An 18,796-nucleotide genomic window follows, 5' to 3' on the forward strand; every position below is an offset into this window, starting at 1 on the left:
TCCTCTCAAGAAATACTTGATTGCGCGCGAAAAGGTCGAAATATTCTCCGGGCGCACACGCTATAAGCGTATACATCCATACTTAGTGTTTTTGTAAATCAAAATATACTTCGAACAACTCAAGAACAAAGTTGTACAAATGTGCAATTTCCGCGGCCGCACACCGGCTCGCTCTCTTGCTCGACCGTTGTTCCGCATCCACGCAATGCACGATCGCGTGAATTTATGCATCGCGAACGGCCGTGGAAACGTTTCATCGGCTCACATAGGCACCTGCTGAACGCAGATAGACCCCCAAAACTGACGATTGGCGATTGACAAGCCGGTCCGGTTGGCTCCATCTATTGCATTACAAAGGCAGCAATTCCTTAATAAAGGAATATGTGGAGGAGCATATGCCTGACATGCTGGTGAGCTTGTATTCGCCGATCCTCGGTGAACTCAAGCGCAGAACAAAAACTGACAAGGTGACGATCCGTCCCGCATTGCCGCCGGAAATGGGCCTGGTCGTCGGCTGGGTTCGGGAGAATTTCAGCGAGAACTGGGCGAGCGAGGTGACTGTCGCCTTCACGCGCAGGCCCGTCGCCTGTCTTATCGCGGTTGACGACGGCAAGCTCGTCGGCTTCGCCTGCTACGACACGACCGCTCCCGGCTTCTTCGGCCCGACTGGCGTCGATCCCGTCGCCCGCGGCAAGGGCATCGGCGTCGCCCTGCTTTCCGACTGCCTCGACACCATGAAGACGCTTGGCCACGCCTATGCCTTCATCGGCGACGCCGGCCCGGTCGATTTCTACGCAAAGACCGTGGGCGCCGTGCCGATCCCCGCCCCCGACAAGGGGATCTACCAGGGCATGCTGCGCCGCCCCTCCAAATAATTCCAATCTCGGAGCCTCTGAATGTCCTCGACACCCCTCGCCCTTTTTGTCGGTCTTCCGAACCCTACGCTTTCGGACGACGAGTTCGCCCTGTTTCGCGAAACCAACCCGCTCGGTCTCTTCGTTGGCCGCCGTAACCTGCGTGATCCGCAGCAGGCAAAGGCTCTGATCGAACGCTTCCGCGAAGCCGTCGGCCGCGAAGACGCTCCCGTCTTCACCGACCAGGAAGGCGGACGCGTTCAGCATCTCGACGCCGGCCCCTGGCCGCTGTTCCGCTCCTTCGGCGAATTCGCCGAACTCGCCCGCCGTGACTTTGCCCTCGGCAAGAAGGCCCTGCGCCTGTCAAGCCAGGCCATGGGCACGATGATGACCGATCTTGGCCTGACGAGCGGCTGCTCGCCGGTGCTCGACCTCGTCTTCTCGACGACGAGCTCCGTCATTGGCGCCCGCGCCTTCGGCGCCGACCCGGACTTCATCGCCGCACTCGGCCGCGACGTGGTCGACGGCCTGCTCGAGACCGGCAACATGCCGATCATGAAGCACATTCCCGGCCATGGCCGCGCGACGCTCGATTCGCACAAGGAGCGCCCGGTCGTCGACGCCTCGCGTGAATTGCTGACGTCCACCGATTTCAAGCCCTTCGTCGCCCTGCGTGACACGCCCTGGGCCATGGTCGCCCACGTCGTTTACTCGGCCTTCGACAAGGAACTGCCGGCGTCCATCTCGCCGATCATGCACGACGTCATCCGCAACAACATGGGCTATGACGGCGTCCTCATCTCCGACTGCATCTTCATGGAATCGCTGCGCGGCACCCTGCCGGAGCGTGTTCGCCAGGTGCTCGATGCCGGCTTCGACATCGCGCTCCACAGCCATGGTGATCTCGCCGAAAGCGAAGCGGCAGCCAAGGCTGCAAGCCCGCTGACCGCCGCCGCGCAGAAACGCATCGACGCCGCCAACGCCCGGCTCGGCACGCTCAAGGTCGACGTGCGCGCCGTGCATGCGGAAGTCGAGGACATGTTCAACAGCGCCCTCGTTGCCTGACCGAAACAAGAAATCCTAGCGATCTAAAAGGGGAACTACCGTGAAAAAATCGCTTCTCGGCGCAGCCACCGCGCTCGCCCTCATCGCCGGCCCGGCGGCGGCACAGACCGTGCTGACGGCCAATATCGAGCCGGCGACCACCTGGGTTCGCAACTTCAACCCGTTCAACCAGACCTCGGCGCGCCAGAGCACGCTCGACTTCATCTACGAGCCGCTGGTCGTCTTCAACCGCTTCGACGGCAACAAGCCGGTCTTCCGGCTGGCCGAAAGCTTCAAGCTCTCGGACGACCTGAAGTCGATCGAGTTCAAGCTTCGTCCGAACCTCAAGTGGTCCGACGGCAAGCCGCTGACGGCGACCGACGTCAAGTTCACCTACGACTACCTGAAGAAGTTCCCGGCGCTCGACTTCGTCAGCATCTGGACCTTCATCACCGGTGTCGAGGCCGTGGACGCTGAGACCGTGCGCTTCACGCTCGCCAATCCGAGCTCGCTTGCAGCCGAACAGCTGGCGCAGCTGCCGATCGTGCCCGAGCACGTCTGGAAGGACATTGCCGAGCCGGTCACCTTCGCCAACGAGGCGCCCGTCGGCAGCGGTCCGCTGACCGAAATCCCGCGCTTCACCGGCCAGACCTACGACCAGTGCCGCAACCCGCACTACTGGGACGCAGCAACGCTCAAGGTCGACTGCGTGCGCTTCCCGCAGCTTGCCGACAATAACCAGATCCTGACGGCGACCGCGTCGGGCACGCTCGACTGGGGCGTCTCCTTCATCCCGGATATCGAGAACGTCTATGTCGCCAAGGATCCGGAACACTTCCACTTCTGGTATTCGCCAAGCAGCATGGTCGCCTTCCTGTTCAACCAGGAAACGGCGAACGAGAACAACCGCAAGGCCTTCAACGACGTGAAGTTCCGCCGTGCCGCCTCGATGGCGCTCGACCGCGGCACCATGGTCGACGTCGCCGGCTACGGCTACCCGACGCTCAACGAAGACCCGGCAGGAATGGGCGAGCTCTACAAGAGCTGGGCCGATCCGTCGGTCGCGGCCGATTTCGGCAAGTACGGCAAGTACGATGCGGATGCCGCCAAGGCGCTGCTCGACGAGGCCGGCTACGCCGACAAGGACGGCGACGGCTTCCGCGACAACCCGGATGGCAGCAAGATCTCGTTCTCGATCATCGTTCCGAGCTCCTGGACCGACTGGATCGACACGGTGACGATCGCCGTCGAGGGCCTGCAGGCCGTCGGCCTCGACGCCAAGATCGAGACGCCCGAGGAAGCGGTCTGGACCGGCAACCTCATCAACGGCACCTTCGATGCGGCGATCAACAGCCTGCCGGCATCGGCCTCGCCCTACTACCCCTACAAGCGCGCCTTCAGCGCGTCGGACAAGGGCAAGACCCGCTTTACCTCGCAACGCTGGTTCAATCCGGATGTCGAAGCGCTTCTGACCGAGTTCACCCAGACCGCCGACCCGGCCAAGCAGAAGGAAGCGATGAACAAGGCACAGCGCATCGTCGCCGAAAACATGCCGATGATCCCGGTGTTCAACAACCCGAACTGGTACCAGTACAACACCAAGCGCTTCAAGGGCTGGGCGACGGCGGAAAACCCCTTCGTCAACCCGTCGATCACCCGCAACAACCCGGCGCGTCTTCTGCACCTGCTGGCGCTTGAACCGGTGAAGTGATCCCTGATCGAAGGCGCGGCGCCCTTTCGGACGACGATCCGGGAGGGCGCCGCATCTCGATCGGCAACGGTGGCGGGCGCTTTTCGTCCGCCACGCAATCGTCCTTGGGGTCAGTCTCCACGGGCGGTTCGACAAGAAGACAGCCCTGCCGCCTGACGCGCTCTTGCGGCAGCCGCAGTCGATGGAGTTCCCGATGGCCTTTTTGCTTCGCCGCCTCTGCTTCTATCTGGCGGCCTTCGTCGCAGCGGCGACGATCAACTTTTTCCTGCCGCGGCTGATGCCCGGTGATCCGGTGCAGATCATGTTTTCGAGCGCCGGCGCTGAACTGCCGCCCGAAAGCCTGCAGGCCCTGAAACTCACCTTCGGCTTCGTCGATGGCCCGCTTTGGCAGCAGTACCTCACCTATCTCGGCAGCATCTTCAGCGGCGACCTCGGCCGTTCCATCAAGTATTTCCCGCTGCCGGTGACCACCGTGCTCGGCAACGCACTCGTCTGGACCGTCGGTCTGATGGGAACCGCCACCATCGTCAGTTTCGCGCTCGGCACCTTCCTCGGCATTCTCGCGGCTTGGCGCCGTGGCAGCCTGTTTGACGTCATCGTTTCCGTCGGCGCGATCTTCGCGACCTCGGTTCCCGCCGTCGTCACCTCGCTGATCGTCGTCTTCACCTTCGGCTTCACGCTTGGCTGGTTCCCGACCGGCTATGCTGCCGATCCGGCGCTCGATCCCGCCTTCACGTTCGAATATATCGGCAGCATCCTCTACCACGGCATCCTGCCGATGCTGACGCTCTGCGCCGTTCTGACCGGCGGCTTCGCCGTGACCATGCGCAACAACATGATCAACCTGCTCGGCGAAGACTACATCGTCATGGCCCGCGCCAAGGGGCTTTCCGACACCCGCGTGATGATCTGGTATGCGGCGCGCAACGCCCTGCTGCCGACCGTCTCGAGCCTTGCCATCGCCATCGGCACTGTGCTCGGCGGCTCGCTGGTGACCGAGGTGGTGTTCAACTATCCGGGCCTCGGCAACATTCTCTACCAAGCGATCCTCGCCCGCGATTACCCCGTCATCCAGGGACAGCTCTTGATCATGACCGCCACCATGCTCATTGCCAATTTCATCGTCGACGTCAGCTACGTGCTGCTCGACCCGCGACTGAAGAGGGCGTGAGATGAAAACCTCCTCCTTTCCGCTCATCCACAACCGCAAGGCCATGGTCGGCGCGCTGATCGTCGCCTTCATCCTGGCTGTCGCGATCGCAGCCCCCTTGCTGACCTCCTATGACCCGGGCGCGCGCGTCGGACGGCCGCATCAGTCACCGTCGCTCGAGCACTGGCTCGGTACCACCCGTATCGGCCAGGACGTCTTCGCCCGCCTCATCTACGGCGCACGCACGTCGCTCGCCGTCGGCTTCGGCGCCGGGCTTCTGATCACCATTGTTGGCACAGCACTCGGCATCATCGCCGGCTATCGCGGCGGCAAGATCGACGAGGTCATCAGCTTCTTCACCAACATGGTGCTGGTCGTGCCGAACCTGCCGCTGCTGCTCGTGCTTGCCGCCTTCATCGGCCAGGCAAGCCCGTGGGTCATCGCGCTCATTCTCGGCTGCACGTCCTGGGCCTGGGGTGCCCGCGTCACCCGCGCAGAGACGCTGTCGGTCAAACAGAAGGACTATGTGAAGTCCGCCGAGATGATGGGCGAGCCACGCTGGCGCATCATGACCTTCGAAATCTTCCCCAACCTCATCTCGATCGTCGGCATCAACTTCATCGGCAGTGTGATCTTCGCGATCATCACCCAGGCGACGCTCGAGTTCCTGGGCCTCGGCGATCCCAAAGTCGTTTCCTGGGGCACGATGCTCTATGCGGCGCAGAAGGCCTCCGCCCTTTCGGTCGGCGCCTGGTGGGACATCCTGACGCCCTGCTTCGCGCTCGCCTTCCTCGGCATCGGCCTGTCGCTGCTCAACTTCGCCGTCGACGAAATCGCCAATCCGCGGCTTCGCACCGGCAACCGGCTCGGCCGCTGGTCCGCGCTCATCCGCTCCGGGGAGGGCCGCCTGTGACCGCACCTTTGCTTTCGGTCAAGAACCTGACCATCGATTACATTGGCGAGACCAACGATTTCCGCGCCGTCGACAATGTCAGCTTCGACGTTGCCCCCGGTGAGGTCTTCGGCCTTGCCGGCGAATCCGGCTGCGGCAAGAGCACGATCGCCTTTGCCATCAGCCGGCTGCACAAGCCGCCGGCGCTGATCCGCAAGGAAAGCGCCATCCTGCTCGACGGCCGCGACGTGCTCGACCTCGACCAGAAGGATCTCGCCGACTTCCGCTGGCGCGAAGTGGCGATGGTGTTCCAGAGCGCAATGAACTCACTGAACCCGGTGTTGCGCATCGAACAGCAGTTCTACGACGTCTTGAAGACGCACAAGCGCATCACCCGCGCACAGGCGCGTGATCGCACCGCCGAGATGCTCAAGCTCGTCGATATCTCGCCGGACCGGATGCGCGATTATCCGCACCAGTTTTCCGGCGGCATGCGCCAGCGCATCGTCATCGCCATCTGCCTTGCGCTCGATCCGCGGCTGATCGTCATGGACGAGCCGACGACGGCGCTCGACGTGGTGGTGCAGCGCGAAATCCTGCAGCGGATCAACGAACTCCGGCGCAAGCTCGGTTTTGCCGTGCTCTTCATTACCCACGACCTCGGGCTGATGGTGCAGTTCTGCGACCGCATCGGCATCATGCTCGGCGGCAAGCTGGTCGAACAGGGCACCGCCGACGCCATCTACCGGACACCGGAGCACGACTATACCAAGAAGCTCTGGGCCTCCTTCCCCTCGCTGCACGGAGGCGTTCTTCGATGACCGGCATGTCCGCACCCATTCTTACCCTGGACAAGGTCAGCAAGACCTTCGGCAATGGCCCCGCCGCCGTGCGCGCGGCGAGGGCTATCTCGTTCTCATTGCATGCGGGCCGGGCGCTTGCCGTCGTTGGCGAATCCGGCAGCGGCAAGACCACCTGCGCCCGCATCGCCATGCGCGAATACGAGCCGAGCGAAGGACGGCTGCTCTATAAGGGCAAGCCCGTCGACGCGGCCGGATCCAAGGAAATCGCCGACTATCGCCGCTCGGTGCAGATGATCTTCCAGGATCCCTTCGCTTCGCTCAATCCGGCCCACACCATCGCCTACCACCTGAAGCGGCCGCTGATGCTGCACCGTGCTGACATCAGGGGTCCGGCGGTCGACGAAGAGATCAAGGCCCTGCTTCGGCAAGTGAAGCTCGATCCTGAGAACGTCGCGCCGAAATACCCTCACGAACTTTCCGGTGGCCAGCGCCAGCGCGTCAACATCGCGCGGGCACTCGCGGCCAAGCCCGAAGTCATCGTCGCCGATGAGCCGACCTCGATGCTCGACGTTTCCGTGCGGCTCGGCGTGCTCAATCTCTTGAGCGAAATGAAGCGCGAGATGAATCTCGGCCTGCTCTACATCACCCACGACATCGCGACGGCCCGCTACGTCGCCGAGGATATCGCGGTGATGTATGCAGGCCAGATCGTCGAATGGGGCAATACCAGTAAGGTCATCGACAACCCGGCCCATCCCTATACCAAGCTGCTGCTCTCGGCTGTGCCGGATCCGGACATCCGCTTCGACGATCCGAACGCGCAGGTGAGCTCAGCCGAAGCCGATGAAACGCGCCGGCGTTCGGCAGCGACCCAGGAGACAATCCGCGAGGTCGAGCCCGATCATTTCGTGCGCGCGGCCTGAGCCGCCCACCGACTGGCTAAAACAAAAACGCCCCGCTTACCGCGGGGCGTTTTTGTTTGGTCGCGAAAAGCGCAACCCCGTCGATTTTTGGCCCGGCGCCCTCGTGCGCCGGACCATAAAATCAGGCGGCTTCGCGCTTTTCGACGTCGGTCGGAACGGTGGAGATCGTCTTCAGGATCTGCGAAGCGATCTGGTAGGGGTCGCCCTTGGAGTTCGGGCGGCGATCTTCGAGATAGCCCTTGTAGTCGTTGTTGACGAAGCTGTGCGGAACGCGGATCGACGCACCACGGTCAGCAACACCGTAGCTGAACTGGTGGATCGAAGCGGTTTCGTGCTTGCCGGTCAGGCGCATGTGGTTGTCCGGGCCGTAGACGGCGATGTGGTCGGCACGAGCTTCGGCGAAAGCAGCCATCAGCTCTTCGAAGTATTCCTTGCCACCGACTTCGCGCATGTAGGCGGTCGAGAAGTTGGCATGCATGCCCGAGCCGTTCCAGTCGGTGTCGCCGAGCGGCTTGCAGTGGTATTCGACGTCGATGCCGTACTTTTCGGTCAGGCGCTGCAGCAGGTAGCGGGCAAGCCAGATTTCGTCGGCAGCCTTGCGCGAGCCCTTGCCGAACACCTGGAATTCCCACTGGCCCTTGGCGACTTCCGCATTGATGCCTTCATGGTTGATACCGGCAGCCAGGCAGATGTCGAGATGCTCTTCGACGATCTTGCGGGCCACGTCACCAACGTTGCTGAAGCCGACGCCGCAGTAGTAGGGGCCCTGCGGCGCGGGGTAACCGGCATCCGGGAAGCCGAGCGGGCGGCCGTTCTGATAGAAGAAGTATTCCTGCTCGAAACCGAACCAGGCGCCGTCGTCATCCAGAACCGTAGCGCGGGTGTTGGACGGATGCGGCGTCTTGGCATCCGGCATCATGACTTCGCAAAGGACGAGAACGCCGTTCTTGCGCTCCGGATCCGGATAGACGGCGACCGGCTTCAGCACGCAGTCCGAGCTGCTGCCTTCGGCCTGCATCGTCGACGAACCGTCGAAGCCCCAGAAGGGCAGCTGTTCCAGCGTCGGGAAAGCATCGAATTCCTTGATCAGGGTCTTGCCGCGCAGGTTCGGGGTGGGCTTGTAACCGTCGAGCCAGATGTATTCGAGCTTAAACTTTGTCATTTCGTTCTCTCACATGACGCCAGGAATGGCTTGGTTCCGAAGCGGTTGGGCAATCCAGACTGGCTGCCCGACGACCGATGACCGTTAAGAAGCATTAATCGTGCCAACTCGGATTAAGCGTCGAGAATCCAGAAAAAGGGTCATTAGAGGCAGGTGTGAGGGCTGCCGAACCGATACCACAGCGCAAGGAAGCAGCGATTCGCACAAAAAATAGGCAAAACCTGCCCGACTCCGCGGCAAAGCAGGGCGGCAAGTCTGCGATCAAAGATCCAGCGTCAGTAGATGCCGGCGATTGCCTGCAAAACGTGCAGTGGCGCAATGAACCGGACAGGTCAACTTCAGCGCCCGACGACGCATTGGCGCATGATCGCGGGCAGGACCTTGAACAGCCGCGCGTCCTCGCACTGGGAAACATTGAAGCGCATGAAGCCGTTGGCGGTTCCGGCGTGAGAAAAGACGTTGCCGGGCGCCAGCACGATTTCCTGCTGCAGTGATTTCTGCGCCACCTCGGCCGCGTCGATGCCATCGGGCAAACGGCACCAGAGAAACATGCCGACCTGCGGCTCGATCCATGGCGTGATACCGATCTCGCCGAGCCGCGCCGCCGTCTCGTTCATCGACCGTGCTAGGCGCTCGCGCAGTGCCTCCATGTGCTTGCGGTAGCTGCCGTCCTTGAGCATCGCAAAAACCAGCTCCGCCGCAAGGCTCGGCCCACCGAACGTGGTGGCGATCTTCAGGTCGACCAGCCCCTCGATCCACCCCCGCGGCGCGGCGATGAAGCCGCAGCGGATGGAGGCCGAGAGAGTCTTGGAGAAGCTGCCGATCTGCACGACACGCTCGAGCCCGTCGAAGGCGGCAAGCCGCGGCGCCGGCGTATGCTCGAAATCGGCGAAGATATCGTCCTCGACGATCGTCAGCCCGGCCTGTTCGGCAAGCTTCAGCAGACGATGGGCGACGACCGGCGAGAGCGTGGCGCTTGTCGGATTGTGAAGCCCGGAATTGGTGATGTAGAGCCGCGGCCGGTGGGTTGCGAGAACCTCAGCGAATTTCTCGAGATCAGGCCCCGAAGGCGTATAGGGCACGCTCACGACCTCTGCCCGATGGGCGCGCAGCAGAGCATGGAAATTGAAATAGCAGGGGTCGTCGACCACGACCGTATCGCCTGGCTCAATCAGGAAGCGGCAGAGCAGATCGATCGCCTGCGTCCCGGATTCTGTCAGGATGATCTGGTCGGGCGATGCCTCGACGCCGTGCTCGCCGAGACGCCGCGCCAGAAGCTGGCGTAAGGGCCGATGGCCAAGCGGCGTTCCGTAGTCCGTCAGCCCATTCGCCTCCAGCTTGGATGCCGATTTAAGAGCACGGCGGATTGCAGTTTCCGGCATCCAGCTCGGCGGCAGCCAGCCGCAGCCGGGCTTCAGCACGCTATCGCCCGTTTCCAGCGCCTGGCGCGACACCCACAGCGGATCGACGGCCCGGTCGAGCCGCGGACCGATCTCGGCCAAAGACAGAGGCGCCAGCGGCGCCGCCACGAAGAAGCCGGCGCCGGGCTTCGAGCGAATGACACCTTCGGCCACCAGCCGTTCATAGGCTTCGACGACGGTGGATTTCGAAACGCGCATGGTGTTGGCGAAGGCGCGGATCGACGGAAGCTTCGCCCCCGGCGTTAGGACACGCCCGGCGATCCGCTGCCGGATCGTCGCCATCACGCCTTCGAGCAGCGTTTCGCTGCCGAGCTCCAACTCCTGAACCGCCATCCGTACTGCTCATACATCCAATACAGTTTTGCAAAACTGTACCGCATTGTCTCTGGCAGAGCCAGTCCGTTCGACGGATACAGACGAAAAAGGAGAATGCTATGGACAAGACGGCAGACGGTTGGATGAGCGGTTTTCTCGGGGTGCTGATCTTCAGCGGATCATTGCCAGCGACCCGCGTCGCAGTGATGGACTTTGATCCGGTGTTTCTGACGGTCGCGCGCGCGGCGATCGCCGGCCTGCTCGGCCTCTTGCTGCTTCTCATCTTCCGCCAGCCGCGACCGGCGAAGGCCGATCTCGTTTCGCTGGCAATCGTCGCCTTCGGCGTCGTGCTTGGCTTTCCGCTGCTAACCGCGCTGGCCTTGCAGCACGTCACCTCGGCGCATCTGATCGTCTTCGTCGGACTTCTGCCATTGGCAACCGCGATCTTCGGCGTGCTTCGTGCCGGCGAGCGGCCGCGCCCAGCCTTCTGGCTCTTTTCCTCGCTCGGCAGCGCCGCGGTCGTCGGTTTCGCGCTGGTGCAGGGCTTTGCCGCATCGCCCGTCGGCGACCTCCTGATGCTCGGCGCCATCATTGTCTGCGGCCTCGGCTATGCCGAAGGCGCCAGCCTTTCGCGCAAGCTTGGCGGCTGGCAGGTGATCTGCTGGGCGCTGGTCCTGTCCTTGCCGATCATGCTGGCGCTGACGCTCTTCACGCTGCCGGCCTCCTTCGCAGCCGTCACCAACGGCGCCTGGGCGGGCCTTGCCTATGTCTCGCTCTTCAGCATGCTCGTCGGCTTTGTCTTCTGGTATCGCGGCCTTGCGCTCGGCGGCGTCGCCGGCGTCGGACAGTTGCAGTTGCTGCAGCCCTTCTTCGGCCTGGCACTCGCTGCAACACTTCTCGGCGAGCCGGTCAGCTGGAGCATGCTGGCCGCGACCGGCGCGATCGTGCTCTGCGTTGCCGGCGCCAAGAAATTCGCGAAATAGGCGGCTTTTCACGGGGCGGCGCAGCCCAAGCCCTTCAGAGGCGGTCGAGCTTCAACCGCGCGCCGAGCAGATCGAGAAACCGGCGGATCTTTGCAGATGGGGTCCGCCCTTCCAACCACAGCGCATGGATCGGCACCGGGGCCGGCTCGAAGTCTTCAAGCACGGTTTCGACCTTGCCGGCGTCGATCAGATGTTTGATCTGCCAGAGCGGCGAAAAGCCAAGGCCGAGGCCCTGCTCCACCGCCGCATAGATCGCATTCATCGAGTTGGTGCGAAACCCGCCGCTCACCTTGACGGCGCGAGCCCGCCCGTCGATGGTGAACATCCAGGCGCCGGGTCGCTCGTCGCCCGTGCGCGTGACGCAACGATGCGCAGAGAGTTCCTGCGGATGAGACGGCCGGCCGAAGCTCGCAAAATAGGCGGGCGAGCCGAAGACGACGCGGCGAAGCGCGCCCAGGCGCTTGCCGGTCAGGCCAGAATCCTGCAGATCGCCGATCCGCAAGACCAGATCGAGTCCGCTCGCCGCCAGATCGACGAAGGCATCGGAGAGGTCGAGATCGACCTCGACTTCCGGATATTTCGCCATGTACTCGGCGATCACAGGCATCAGGAACCGCGGCGCAAACAGATTGGGCGCCCCAAGGCGCAGCACGCCTGACGGCTCGGAGCGCCGCTGTGCGGCCTCCTCGCGCGCGTCGTGTATCTCCTCCACCGCAGGCTTGATGCGCAGATAGAAGCTCTCGCCCGCCTCGCTCGGCATCGAGCGGCGGGTCGTGCGATGCACCAGCTCGACACCGACATCGGCTTCGAGCATGGCGAGCGACCGGCTGACCGTCTGTAACGGTCTGCCCAGGCGTTTCGCTGCGGCCGTCAGGCTCCCCTGCTCGACGATGGCCAGAAAGGCCTCCAGATCTTCGATGCGGCTCATTCGATAATCCCGTTTTGCTGGAGAATAAATCACATTTTGCGTCGATTGTCCGCATTGTTGTGCAGCACTAGCTTGAGATCGTCACATCACGACGGCTCGAAAGGCAGACCCCATGAACCAGCGCTCCAACCCGATCCTTGTCGTCGGTGCCACCGGCCGCTTCGCCGGCCTTGTCCTTCCCGAACTGGCACGGCGCGGCGCCAGGGTCCGTGCCCTCATCCGCGACGAAGCGCAGGGCACGATTGCGAAATCGCTCGGTGCATCGGAGATCGCGATCGGCGATCTGCGCCAGCGCACCAGCCTTGACCGGGCACTTGAGGGCGCTGACGGCGTCTTCCACATCGGCCCGGCCTTTGCACCGGACGAGGCGGCGATGGGCGTATCGATGGTCGAAGCCGCCGTTCGCGCCGGCGTCCGGAAGTTCGTTTTCTCCTCGGTCATCCAGCCAACCCATGTGCGGCTGAAGAACCATGCAGCAAAGATCCCGGTGGAGGACGCGCTCTATTCCTCGCCGCTCGAATACACCATTTTGCATCCGGCAAACTTCATGCAGAACCTGCGGTCGGCCTGGGCGAGCGTGCTTGCCACCGGCAGCTTCGCCGAGCCGTTTCCGACAGCAACGCGCATCGCCCGTGTCGACTACCGTGATGTCGCTGAAGTCGCGGCCATTGCCCTCACGGAGGACCGGCTCGCCCATGCGACGCTGGAACTTAGCGCCGAGGGCCGGCACAACCGCGAGGAAATCGCCCGAATGATGAGCGCCGCGCTCGGTCGGCCGATCGTTGCGGCAACCATCGGCTTTCACGAATGGGCAAAACCGATCGCCGCGAAATACACCGACCACCAGCTGGAGCTGCTGTCCAAGGTTCACGCCCACTATGCCGAAGTCGGACTTGGCGGAAACAGCCTGACGCTGCGCGCCGCTCTTCAGCGCGAACCGCGCAATCTCGAGAGTTTCATTAGCGAGCTGGCGCAGGCCTAACGGTCGGCGGCCGCACCTATTCCCTTCACCCCCGGAGTTCACCTCATGTCAAAAAAGCTTCCGCATCGATACCAGGCCATCGTCATGCCGCTTGTTCTTTCCGTCCTGATGTCGGGCATCGTCTCCTTCGTCTCGACGGCCATCGGCAACGGCATCCATCCCGATATTCTCGCACTATGGATCAAGGCCTGGGCTTTCTCCTGGCTGGTCGCCTTTCCGAGCCTGCTCGTGGTCCATCCGTTCGTGCGCCGCATCGTGGCGGCGACCGTCGAACAGCCGCGCAGCAACTGACCGATCTCGCGCTATTCACCCCGAGCCGACCTTTCGGGCGCAACCGATATTTTTAGGATATCTAAAAACGATTGACAGGAAATCGGGCCGCGCCCTAGCTTGAGGAGAGACGAGAAGGGGACAGACAGTGACGACGGACCATGCCAGCGGCGCTTCGACCGGCGAGGCAGAAACGCCGCCGCTCGGCGATCGCCTGCGCCAACGGCGAAAGGCCCTGAAGATGACGCTTCAAGAGGTCGCCGACGAGGCCGGTTTTTCCGTCGGCTTCATCTCGCAGATCGAGCGCGGCATCACCGTCCCGTCGCTGACCTCGCTGATCGCTGTCTGCCGGACCTTGAAAGTCGAGGCCGGCAGCTTCCTCAATCCGCCGAAGGTGGCGACGCCGTTTACCCGGCGCGAACACCGTCCGGTCTATGGGCTCGGCGGAGAAAGCGGCAAGGCCGTCTCCTATGAGCGGCTCTCCGCCTCCTTTCCCGGCAACGTGCTCAGAAGCACTATTATCCACGAGCCGCCCGGCCATCGCAGCGAGCCAATGTCGCATGAGGGAGAGGAAATCTTCTTCATCCTGAAGGGAGCGTTGACGCTGGAGGTGGACGGCGAAGCGATGGTTCTCGAAGCGGGCGATTCCGCTCATTTCCCGTCGCTGCGCACCCATACGATGTGGAACCACACCAGTGAGCCGACCACGATCCTGCACACCTGCACCATGGACGTCTTCGGCGACGGAGCGCCCTCAGGAAGCCCCACCGACAGCCTCGCCGTGACCCGGGCAGAGAACCGGCTCGAGGGGATCGCCGAAGGCAAGTGACGGGCGCCACAGCCAGCGCCGTCACGAGTTCTTAGAACATATCGCCCCATCGCTGGCCTTACGGCAGGAGCACCAAGGCGCCTGTCGTCTGGCGTCCTTCGAGCCGGCGATGCGCCTCGGCTGCCTCGGCCAATGGCAGACTCGCGTGCACGCGGATATTGACCGCGCCGCGCGCGACAACGTCGAAGAGATCCTTGCTCATCGCCAGCACGTCCTCGCGCCGCGATAGATGCGCCGGTAACAGCGGCCAGGTGGCATAAAGCGATCCCTTCTGCGCCAGCGTCGTGATGTCGAAGGGCGGGATCGGGCCGGAAGCGGCGCCGAAACTGACGAAATGACCGAAGGGGCGCAGGCTGTCGAGCGAACCTTCGAACGTCGCCTTGCCGATGCTGTCGTAGACGACGTCGGCCCCCTCGCCTTCGGTGATTTCGCGCACGCGCGTTGCAAAGTTCTCCTTGCCGTAGTCGATCACGTAGTCCGCACCATTGGCCCGCGCCAATTCGGCCTTCTCCGGCGAACCGACGGTGCCAATGACCTTTGCGCCAAGATGTTTCGCCCATTGCGTCAGGATCAGGCCGACACCGCCCGCGGCCGCATGAACGAGGAGGGTGTGGCCGGCCCCGACCCGGAAGGTGCGACGCAACAGATATTGCGCCGTCAGCCCTTTCAGCATCATCGCCGCACCCGTCTCGAAGTCGATATCCTCAGGCAGATGCACGAGGACACGGGCCGGCACATTGTGTTCCTCGGCATAGGCTCCGAGCGCCTCGGCATAGGCAACGCGGTCACCCGGCTTGAAGCCCTCGACATCGGGCCCGACAGAGACCACCTCTCCGGCTCCCTCCTTACCTGGGATGAATGGAAGCTGCGGCGGCGGGTAGGCTCCGCTGCGCAAATAGATGTCGACGAAGTTGACGCCGATCGCCCGGTTGCGCACGCGCACTTCCCCCGGGCCGGGTTCGCCGAGTTCGAAATTTTCGTAGGCGAGCACATCGGGGCCGCCGTGCTGATGCACCCGGATAGCTTTCATGGATCTGGTCCTCCGGTTGAGTTGGCTGGTCCTGGCCGCCTCCAGGCGGCGGCCGATGCCGATCTGCCTGATGCTGCCTCGCCTTCCTCGCTGATCACATCTGACAGATAGCCATGCATGAGTTACCCGTGTAGACTGATATCAATGACAACAGAGTTCAAACTTCATGATATCTGATCAGATCGGCGTCGACCTCCTTCGCAGCTTCGTCGCGGTCTGCCGGCAGGGCAGCCTGAACCGCGTCGCCACCCAGACCGGCCGTACGCAATCGGCGCTGAGCATGCAGATGCGCCGGCTCGAAGATCTGCTCGGCCGACAACTCTTCACCCGCACCGGTCGCGGCGTCGTGCCGACACCCGAAGGCGAATTGTTCCTCGGATATGCCACGCGCATGCTGGCGCTCGGCGACGAAGCGGCGGCGCGGCTGCGGCAGGCTGACCTGAGCGGTGGCGTGCGGGTCGGGCTGGCCGAGGAAGTGGCAACGACGGCGCTGCCCGAAGCGCTCGGTCGACTGCGGCGCGGCTACCAGGAGATCCGGCTCGATGTGGTGGTCGAGCAATGCGTGGCGCTTGGAAAGACCTGGCCCGAAGGCGACCTCGATATCATGGTCGTGCCAACCTCCGTGGTCGCCGCCGACGCCCTCACCACCTGGAATGTGGAGCTGCAATGGGTCTGCGCGACGGACTACGCCTTCGACGAGACCCGACCGATCGACCTTGTTGCCTTCGCCGCACCCTGCCTCTGGCGCCGACGCATGATCGAGACCTTGGCCGACCAGGGCCGGGAACACCGGATCACTTTTACCAGCCAGAGCATCACGGCGCTGCAGGCCGCGATCGAGAACGGGCTCGGCATTGGTTTGCTTCCGCCGGAAGCGATACGCGCGGGCACGATGCGGGCGCTGCCCGCCTCGTCAGCCGTACCGAAGCCGTTTGCCGTCCAGTATGGGCTTTTTGCCAGGGATCGGCGATCGGCCGTCGTCGATTGCGCGATCAGCGTGCTGCTCGAAGGCTTGCCGATCGCTTCAAGGACCTAACGTCCTTCGCGGCTGAGCGCGGCGCTCACCCGCCCCAGGTTGTCTCCAGCACGCGGATCCAGTTGCCGTGGCAGATCTTTGCGAGCGCCGCATCGTCATAGCCGCGGGTGCGCAGCAGGTCGACGAGCAGCGGCAGATCGGCCGCGCTGCGCATCGCAGCAGGGATGGCCGTACCGTCGAAGTCAGAGCCGAGCGCCACATGATCGATACCGATACGCTCGACGATATAGTCGATGTGGTCGACAAGGAGCGAGAGCGGCGTATCCGTGTTCCTGGTCCCGTCCGCGCGCAGGAAAAGGACGCCGAAGTTGATGCCGGCCAAACCGCCGGTGTCCCTGATCGCGTCGAGCTGACGGTCCGTCAGGTTGCGGCTATGCGGGCAGAGCGCGTGCACGTTGGAATGGGAGGCGACGAGCGGCGCCTGCGACAGCGCGGCGATGTCCCAGAAGCCCTGCTCGTTCATGTGCGAGAGATCAAGCATGATCTTCAGCTCGTTGCAGGCGCGCACGAGATCCTTGCCGGCCTCGCTGAGGCCTGGACCGATATCGGGTGAAGAGGGAAAGCGGAAGGGAACGCCATAGGCAAAGAGGTTCGGCCGGCTCCAGACGGGGCCGAGCGTGCGCAGACCCGCGGCGTGAAGCACATAGAGCGCGTCGAGATCGGCGCCGACCGCCTCGATACCCTCGATGTGCAGCACCGAGGCAAAGGCACCCTTGTCCATGGCGGCGCGGATATCGGCAGCACTGCGGCAAATCTTCAGCCGGCCCTCCGACTGGCGTTCGATCCGCATCAGCAGGCTCGTCATGCCGAGCGTGGCTTCGAGTGCGCTTTGTTGATCGGGCGTTGCAAACTCGCCGCTGCCATCCTTGGCAAGGCCGGGCGAGGCGACGTAGACGGCGCAGAGGCCGCCGGCAAGGCCACCCGCCGCGGCCTTGTCGAGATCGATATGCCCGGTATCGACGCCATCGAGGAAGCGGCGCTCGGCAGCGCCGCCCGGCGAACGCCAGAGCCGCGACAGCACGTCGTTATGTCCGTCAAAGACCGGGATTTTCGCTTGCGTCGCCAATTCTGGATCGCCTTCTCAACCTGTTGTCCTCAAGTGCGACTCATGGATAGTCGCCGACGGACCATAGACATTGGGTGCGGGAACCGCACCCTTTTTCCCCGCCGGCCTAACGCAATGCAGGCGGACCGGGCAAATGCAAACCGTGCATAGGCCCTGCCGGAATCGGAATTGGCGGCACGAGGTTCTGTCGTGCTTAGTCGGAGATACGCGTGGGAAACCACTGCGACCAGAATTGATGGGGTGGACGCCCCTCGACGGCATCGAATGTGCCAGCATGGTGGATGTTAACCGCCACAACAGAGGAGACGTCCGAAATGAACGTTACCATGATTGGATTGGATTTGGCCAAGAATGTCTTTCAGGTGCACGGAGCGGATGCCGCTGGCGCGGTCATTTTCCGCAAGCAGTTGCGGCGGGACAAGCTGCTCGCCTTTTTTGCCGTGCAGCCGGCGTGCATTGTCGCGATGGAAGCTTGCTCCAGCGCGCATTATTGGGCACGTGAGATCGGTAAACTCGGCCACACGGTTCGCCTGATTGCCCCTGCCTATGTAAAGCCTTTTGTAAAGCGCCAGAAGAACGATGCCGCCGATGCCGAGGCGATCTGCGAGGCCGCGCAGCGCCCGACGATGCGCTTTGTAACTGTTAAGAGTGAAGAGCAACAGGCAAGCGCGGCCGTGTTTCGGGCGCGCGATTTGCTGGTGCGGCAACGTACCCAGACGATCAATGCCTTGCGGGGCCACCTGGCGGAATACGGACTGATTGTTGCCCAGGGCCCGACCCACGTCACCAGACTTGTTTTGCACGTGGAGGATTCCAGGAGCAGGTTGCCGGAGGCCGCACGCACGGCCCTCGCCATTCTGGTTGATACTCTGAAGTCGCTCGCCCAACGCATCCAGAAACTGGATGTCGAAATCGCTCGGCGTGCGCGAGAAGACGAAGACGCACGGCGGTTGGTAAGCGTTCCCGGTGTCGGTCCAATTACGGCGACGGCTTTGATCGCCCTTGCCCCAGAAGCTGCGGGCTTCAAGCGAGGCCGCGACTTTGCAGCCTGGCTGGGTTTAACACCATTGCAGCGCTCCACCGGCGGCAAGCAAAAGCTCGGCGAGACATCGAAGATGGGAGAGCGAACACTACGCCGCCTGCTCATCATCGGTGCAAGCGCCGTGGTGCTGCAGGCGCGCCGGCGCGGCACTCCAGAAGGTTCGTGGCTCGGGCGCATGCTTGCCCGCAAGCCACCCATGCTTGTGACAGTCGCTCTCGCCAACAAGATGGCCCGCATCGTATGGGCGCTTATGGCAAAGGGCGGCGTCTATAAAGCTCCAGCTGCGGCGGCATAACCGCCCGGCCAGAGGTCGTCGAGTTGCAGGAAGGTCAGCGGAAGGTATGGCGCAACAGTC

General features: G+C 63.2%; 18 protein-coding genes. 13 read left to right on the forward strand and 5 right to left on the reverse strand.

From position 1 onward, the window contains the following. Positions 1–395 precede the first annotated feature (395 nt). The 7 genes from ASD01_RS11005 (at position 396) to ASD01_RS11035 (ending at position 7,377) form a co-directional block, all read left to right on the forward strand. Positions 396–875 carry a GNAT family N-acetyltransferase gene (locus tag ASD01_RS11005; RefSeq protein ID WP_034790046.1) on the forward strand — a complete coding sequence of 160 codons (480 nt, stop codon included), beginning with the start codon at positions 396–398 and terminating at the stop codon, positions 873–875. Between the two features lie 21 nt (positions 876–896). Beyond that, on the forward strand, positions 897–1,919 hold the full coding sequence (locus ASD01_RS11010) for a glycoside hydrolase family 3 N-terminal domain-containing protein (protein WP_060643958.1): 1,023 nt from the start codon (positions 897–899) through the stop codon (positions 1,917–1,919). Positions 1,920–1,959: 40 nt separating this feature from the next. Continuing rightward, a complete protein-coding gene (locus ASD01_RS11015) occupies positions 1,960–3,609 on the forward strand; it encodes an ABC transporter substrate-binding protein (protein ID WP_060606271.1) in 1,650 nt (549 codons plus the stop codon). Between the two features lie 193 nt (positions 3,610–3,802). After that, positions 3,803–4,780: an ABC transporter permease gene (locus ASD01_RS11020; protein ID WP_060529168.1), complete on the forward strand. Its 978-nt coding sequence runs from the start codon at positions 3,803–3,805 to the stop codon at positions 4,778–4,780. Between the two features lies 1 nt (position 4,781). Further along, on the forward strand, positions 4,782–5,672 hold the full coding sequence (locus ASD01_RS11025; RefSeq protein ID WP_034790082.1) for an ABC transporter permease: 891 nt from the start codon (positions 4,782–4,784) through the stop codon (positions 5,670–5,672). Beyond that, positions 5,669–6,472, forward strand: coding sequence for an ABC transporter ATP-binding protein (locus ASD01_RS11030; protein WP_034790084.1), 804 nt, complete (start codon positions 5,669–5,671; stop codon positions 6,470–6,472). Before ASD01_RS11025 ends, ASD01_RS11030 begins: the two co-directional genes overlap by 4 nt. Before the next feature lie 5 nt (positions 6,473–6,477). After that, positions 6,478–7,377, forward strand: a complete 900-nt coding sequence (locus ASD01_RS11035; RefSeq protein WP_060644002.1) for an ABC transporter ATP-binding protein — start codon at positions 6,478–6,480, stop codon at positions 7,375–7,377. Between the two features lie 121 nt (positions 7,378–7,498). Here ASD01_RS11035 and ASD01_RS11040 read toward each other — a convergent pair whose 3' ends face one another. Together ASD01_RS11040 and ASD01_RS11045 are read right to left on the reverse strand one after the other, a co-directional pair. Further along, on the reverse strand, positions 7,499–8,539 hold the full coding sequence (locus ASD01_RS11040) for a glutamine synthetase beta-grasp domain-containing protein (RefSeq protein ID WP_034790086.1): 1,041 nt from the start codon (positions 8,537–8,539) through the stop codon (positions 7,499–7,501). Positions 8,540–8,877: 338 nt separating this feature from the next. After that, entirely contained in the window at positions 8,878–10,293 is a 1,416-nt protein-coding gene (locus ASD01_RS11045; protein WP_060643959.1) for an aminotransferase-like domain-containing protein, read from the reverse strand. A 101-nt stretch (positions 10,294–10,394) separates the two neighbouring features. Between ASD01_RS11045 and ASD01_RS11050 the strand changes: the two genes are divergently transcribed. Further along, entirely contained in the window at positions 10,395–11,258 is an 864-nt protein-coding gene (locus ASD01_RS11050) for a DMT family transporter (RefSeq protein WP_060606261.1), read from the forward strand. A 34-nt stretch (positions 11,259–11,292) separates the two neighbouring features. On the opposite strand, the gene ASD01_RS11055 is transcribed toward ASD01_RS11050, so the two are convergent. Then, positions 11,293–12,186, reverse strand: a complete 894-nt coding sequence (locus tag ASD01_RS11055) for a LysR family transcriptional regulator (RefSeq protein WP_060643960.1) — start codon at positions 12,184–12,186, stop codon at positions 11,293–11,295. Positions 12,187–12,298: 112 nt separating this feature from the next. Here ASD01_RS11055 and ASD01_RS11060 point away from each other — a divergent pair, with 112 nt between their 5' ends. From ASD01_RS11060 to ASD01_RS11070, 3 genes are all read left to right on the forward strand, one after another. Next, entirely contained in the window at positions 12,299–13,168 is an 870-nt protein-coding gene (locus tag ASD01_RS11060) for an NmrA family NAD(P)-binding protein (RefSeq protein WP_060643961.1), read from the forward strand. A 45-nt stretch (positions 13,169–13,213) separates the two neighbouring features. Further along, positions 13,214–13,459 carry a DUF2798 domain-containing protein gene (locus ASD01_RS11065; protein ID WP_060643962.1) on the forward strand — a complete coding sequence of 82 codons (246 nt, stop codon included), beginning with the start codon at positions 13,214–13,216 and terminating at the stop codon, positions 13,457–13,459. Between the two features lie 127 nt (positions 13,460–13,586). Further along, positions 13,587–14,267 (forward strand): helix-turn-helix domain-containing protein, encoded by a 681-nt coding sequence (locus ASD01_RS11070; protein WP_063891316.1) that lies wholly within the window; start codon positions 13,587–13,589, stop codon positions 14,265–14,267. A 58-nt stretch (positions 14,268–14,325) separates the two neighbouring features. Here ASD01_RS11070 and ASD01_RS11075 read toward each other — a convergent pair whose 3' ends face one another. Continuing rightward, the gene (locus tag ASD01_RS11075) at positions 14,326–15,297 is read right to left on the reverse strand and encodes a quinone oxidoreductase family protein (protein WP_060643963.1); all 972 of its coding nucleotides are present in this window, start codon (positions 15,295–15,297) and stop codon (positions 14,326–14,328) included. A 166-nt stretch (positions 15,298–15,463) separates the two neighbouring features. Here ASD01_RS11075 and ASD01_RS11080 point away from each other — a divergent pair, with 166 nt between their 5' ends. Beyond that, entirely contained in the window at positions 15,464–16,333 is an 870-nt protein-coding gene (locus tag ASD01_RS11080; protein ID WP_060643964.1) for a LysR substrate-binding domain-containing protein, read from the forward strand. 25 nt (positions 16,334–16,358) lie between these two features. Here ASD01_RS11080 and ASD01_RS11085 read toward each other — a convergent pair whose 3' ends face one another. Then, a complete protein-coding gene (locus ASD01_RS11085; protein ID WP_060643965.1) occupies positions 16,359–17,399 on the reverse strand; it encodes a dipeptidase in 1,041 nt (346 codons plus the stop codon). 314 nt (positions 17,400–17,713) lie between these two features. On the opposite strand from ASD01_RS11085, the gene ASD01_RS11090 reads away from it, so the two are divergent. After that, positions 17,714–18,736 (forward strand): IS110 family RNA-guided transposase, encoded by a 1,023-nt coding sequence (locus tag ASD01_RS11090; RefSeq protein ID WP_060585763.1) that lies wholly within the window; start codon positions 17,714–17,716, stop codon positions 18,734–18,736. The last annotated feature ends 60 nt before the right edge of the window (positions 18,737–18,796 follow it).

The sequence above is a fragment of the Ensifer sp. Root423 genome, from assembly GCF_001426275.1.
Lineage (GTDB): Bacteria > Pseudomonadota > Alphaproteobacteria > Rhizobiales > Rhizobiaceae > Ensifer > Ensifer adhaerens.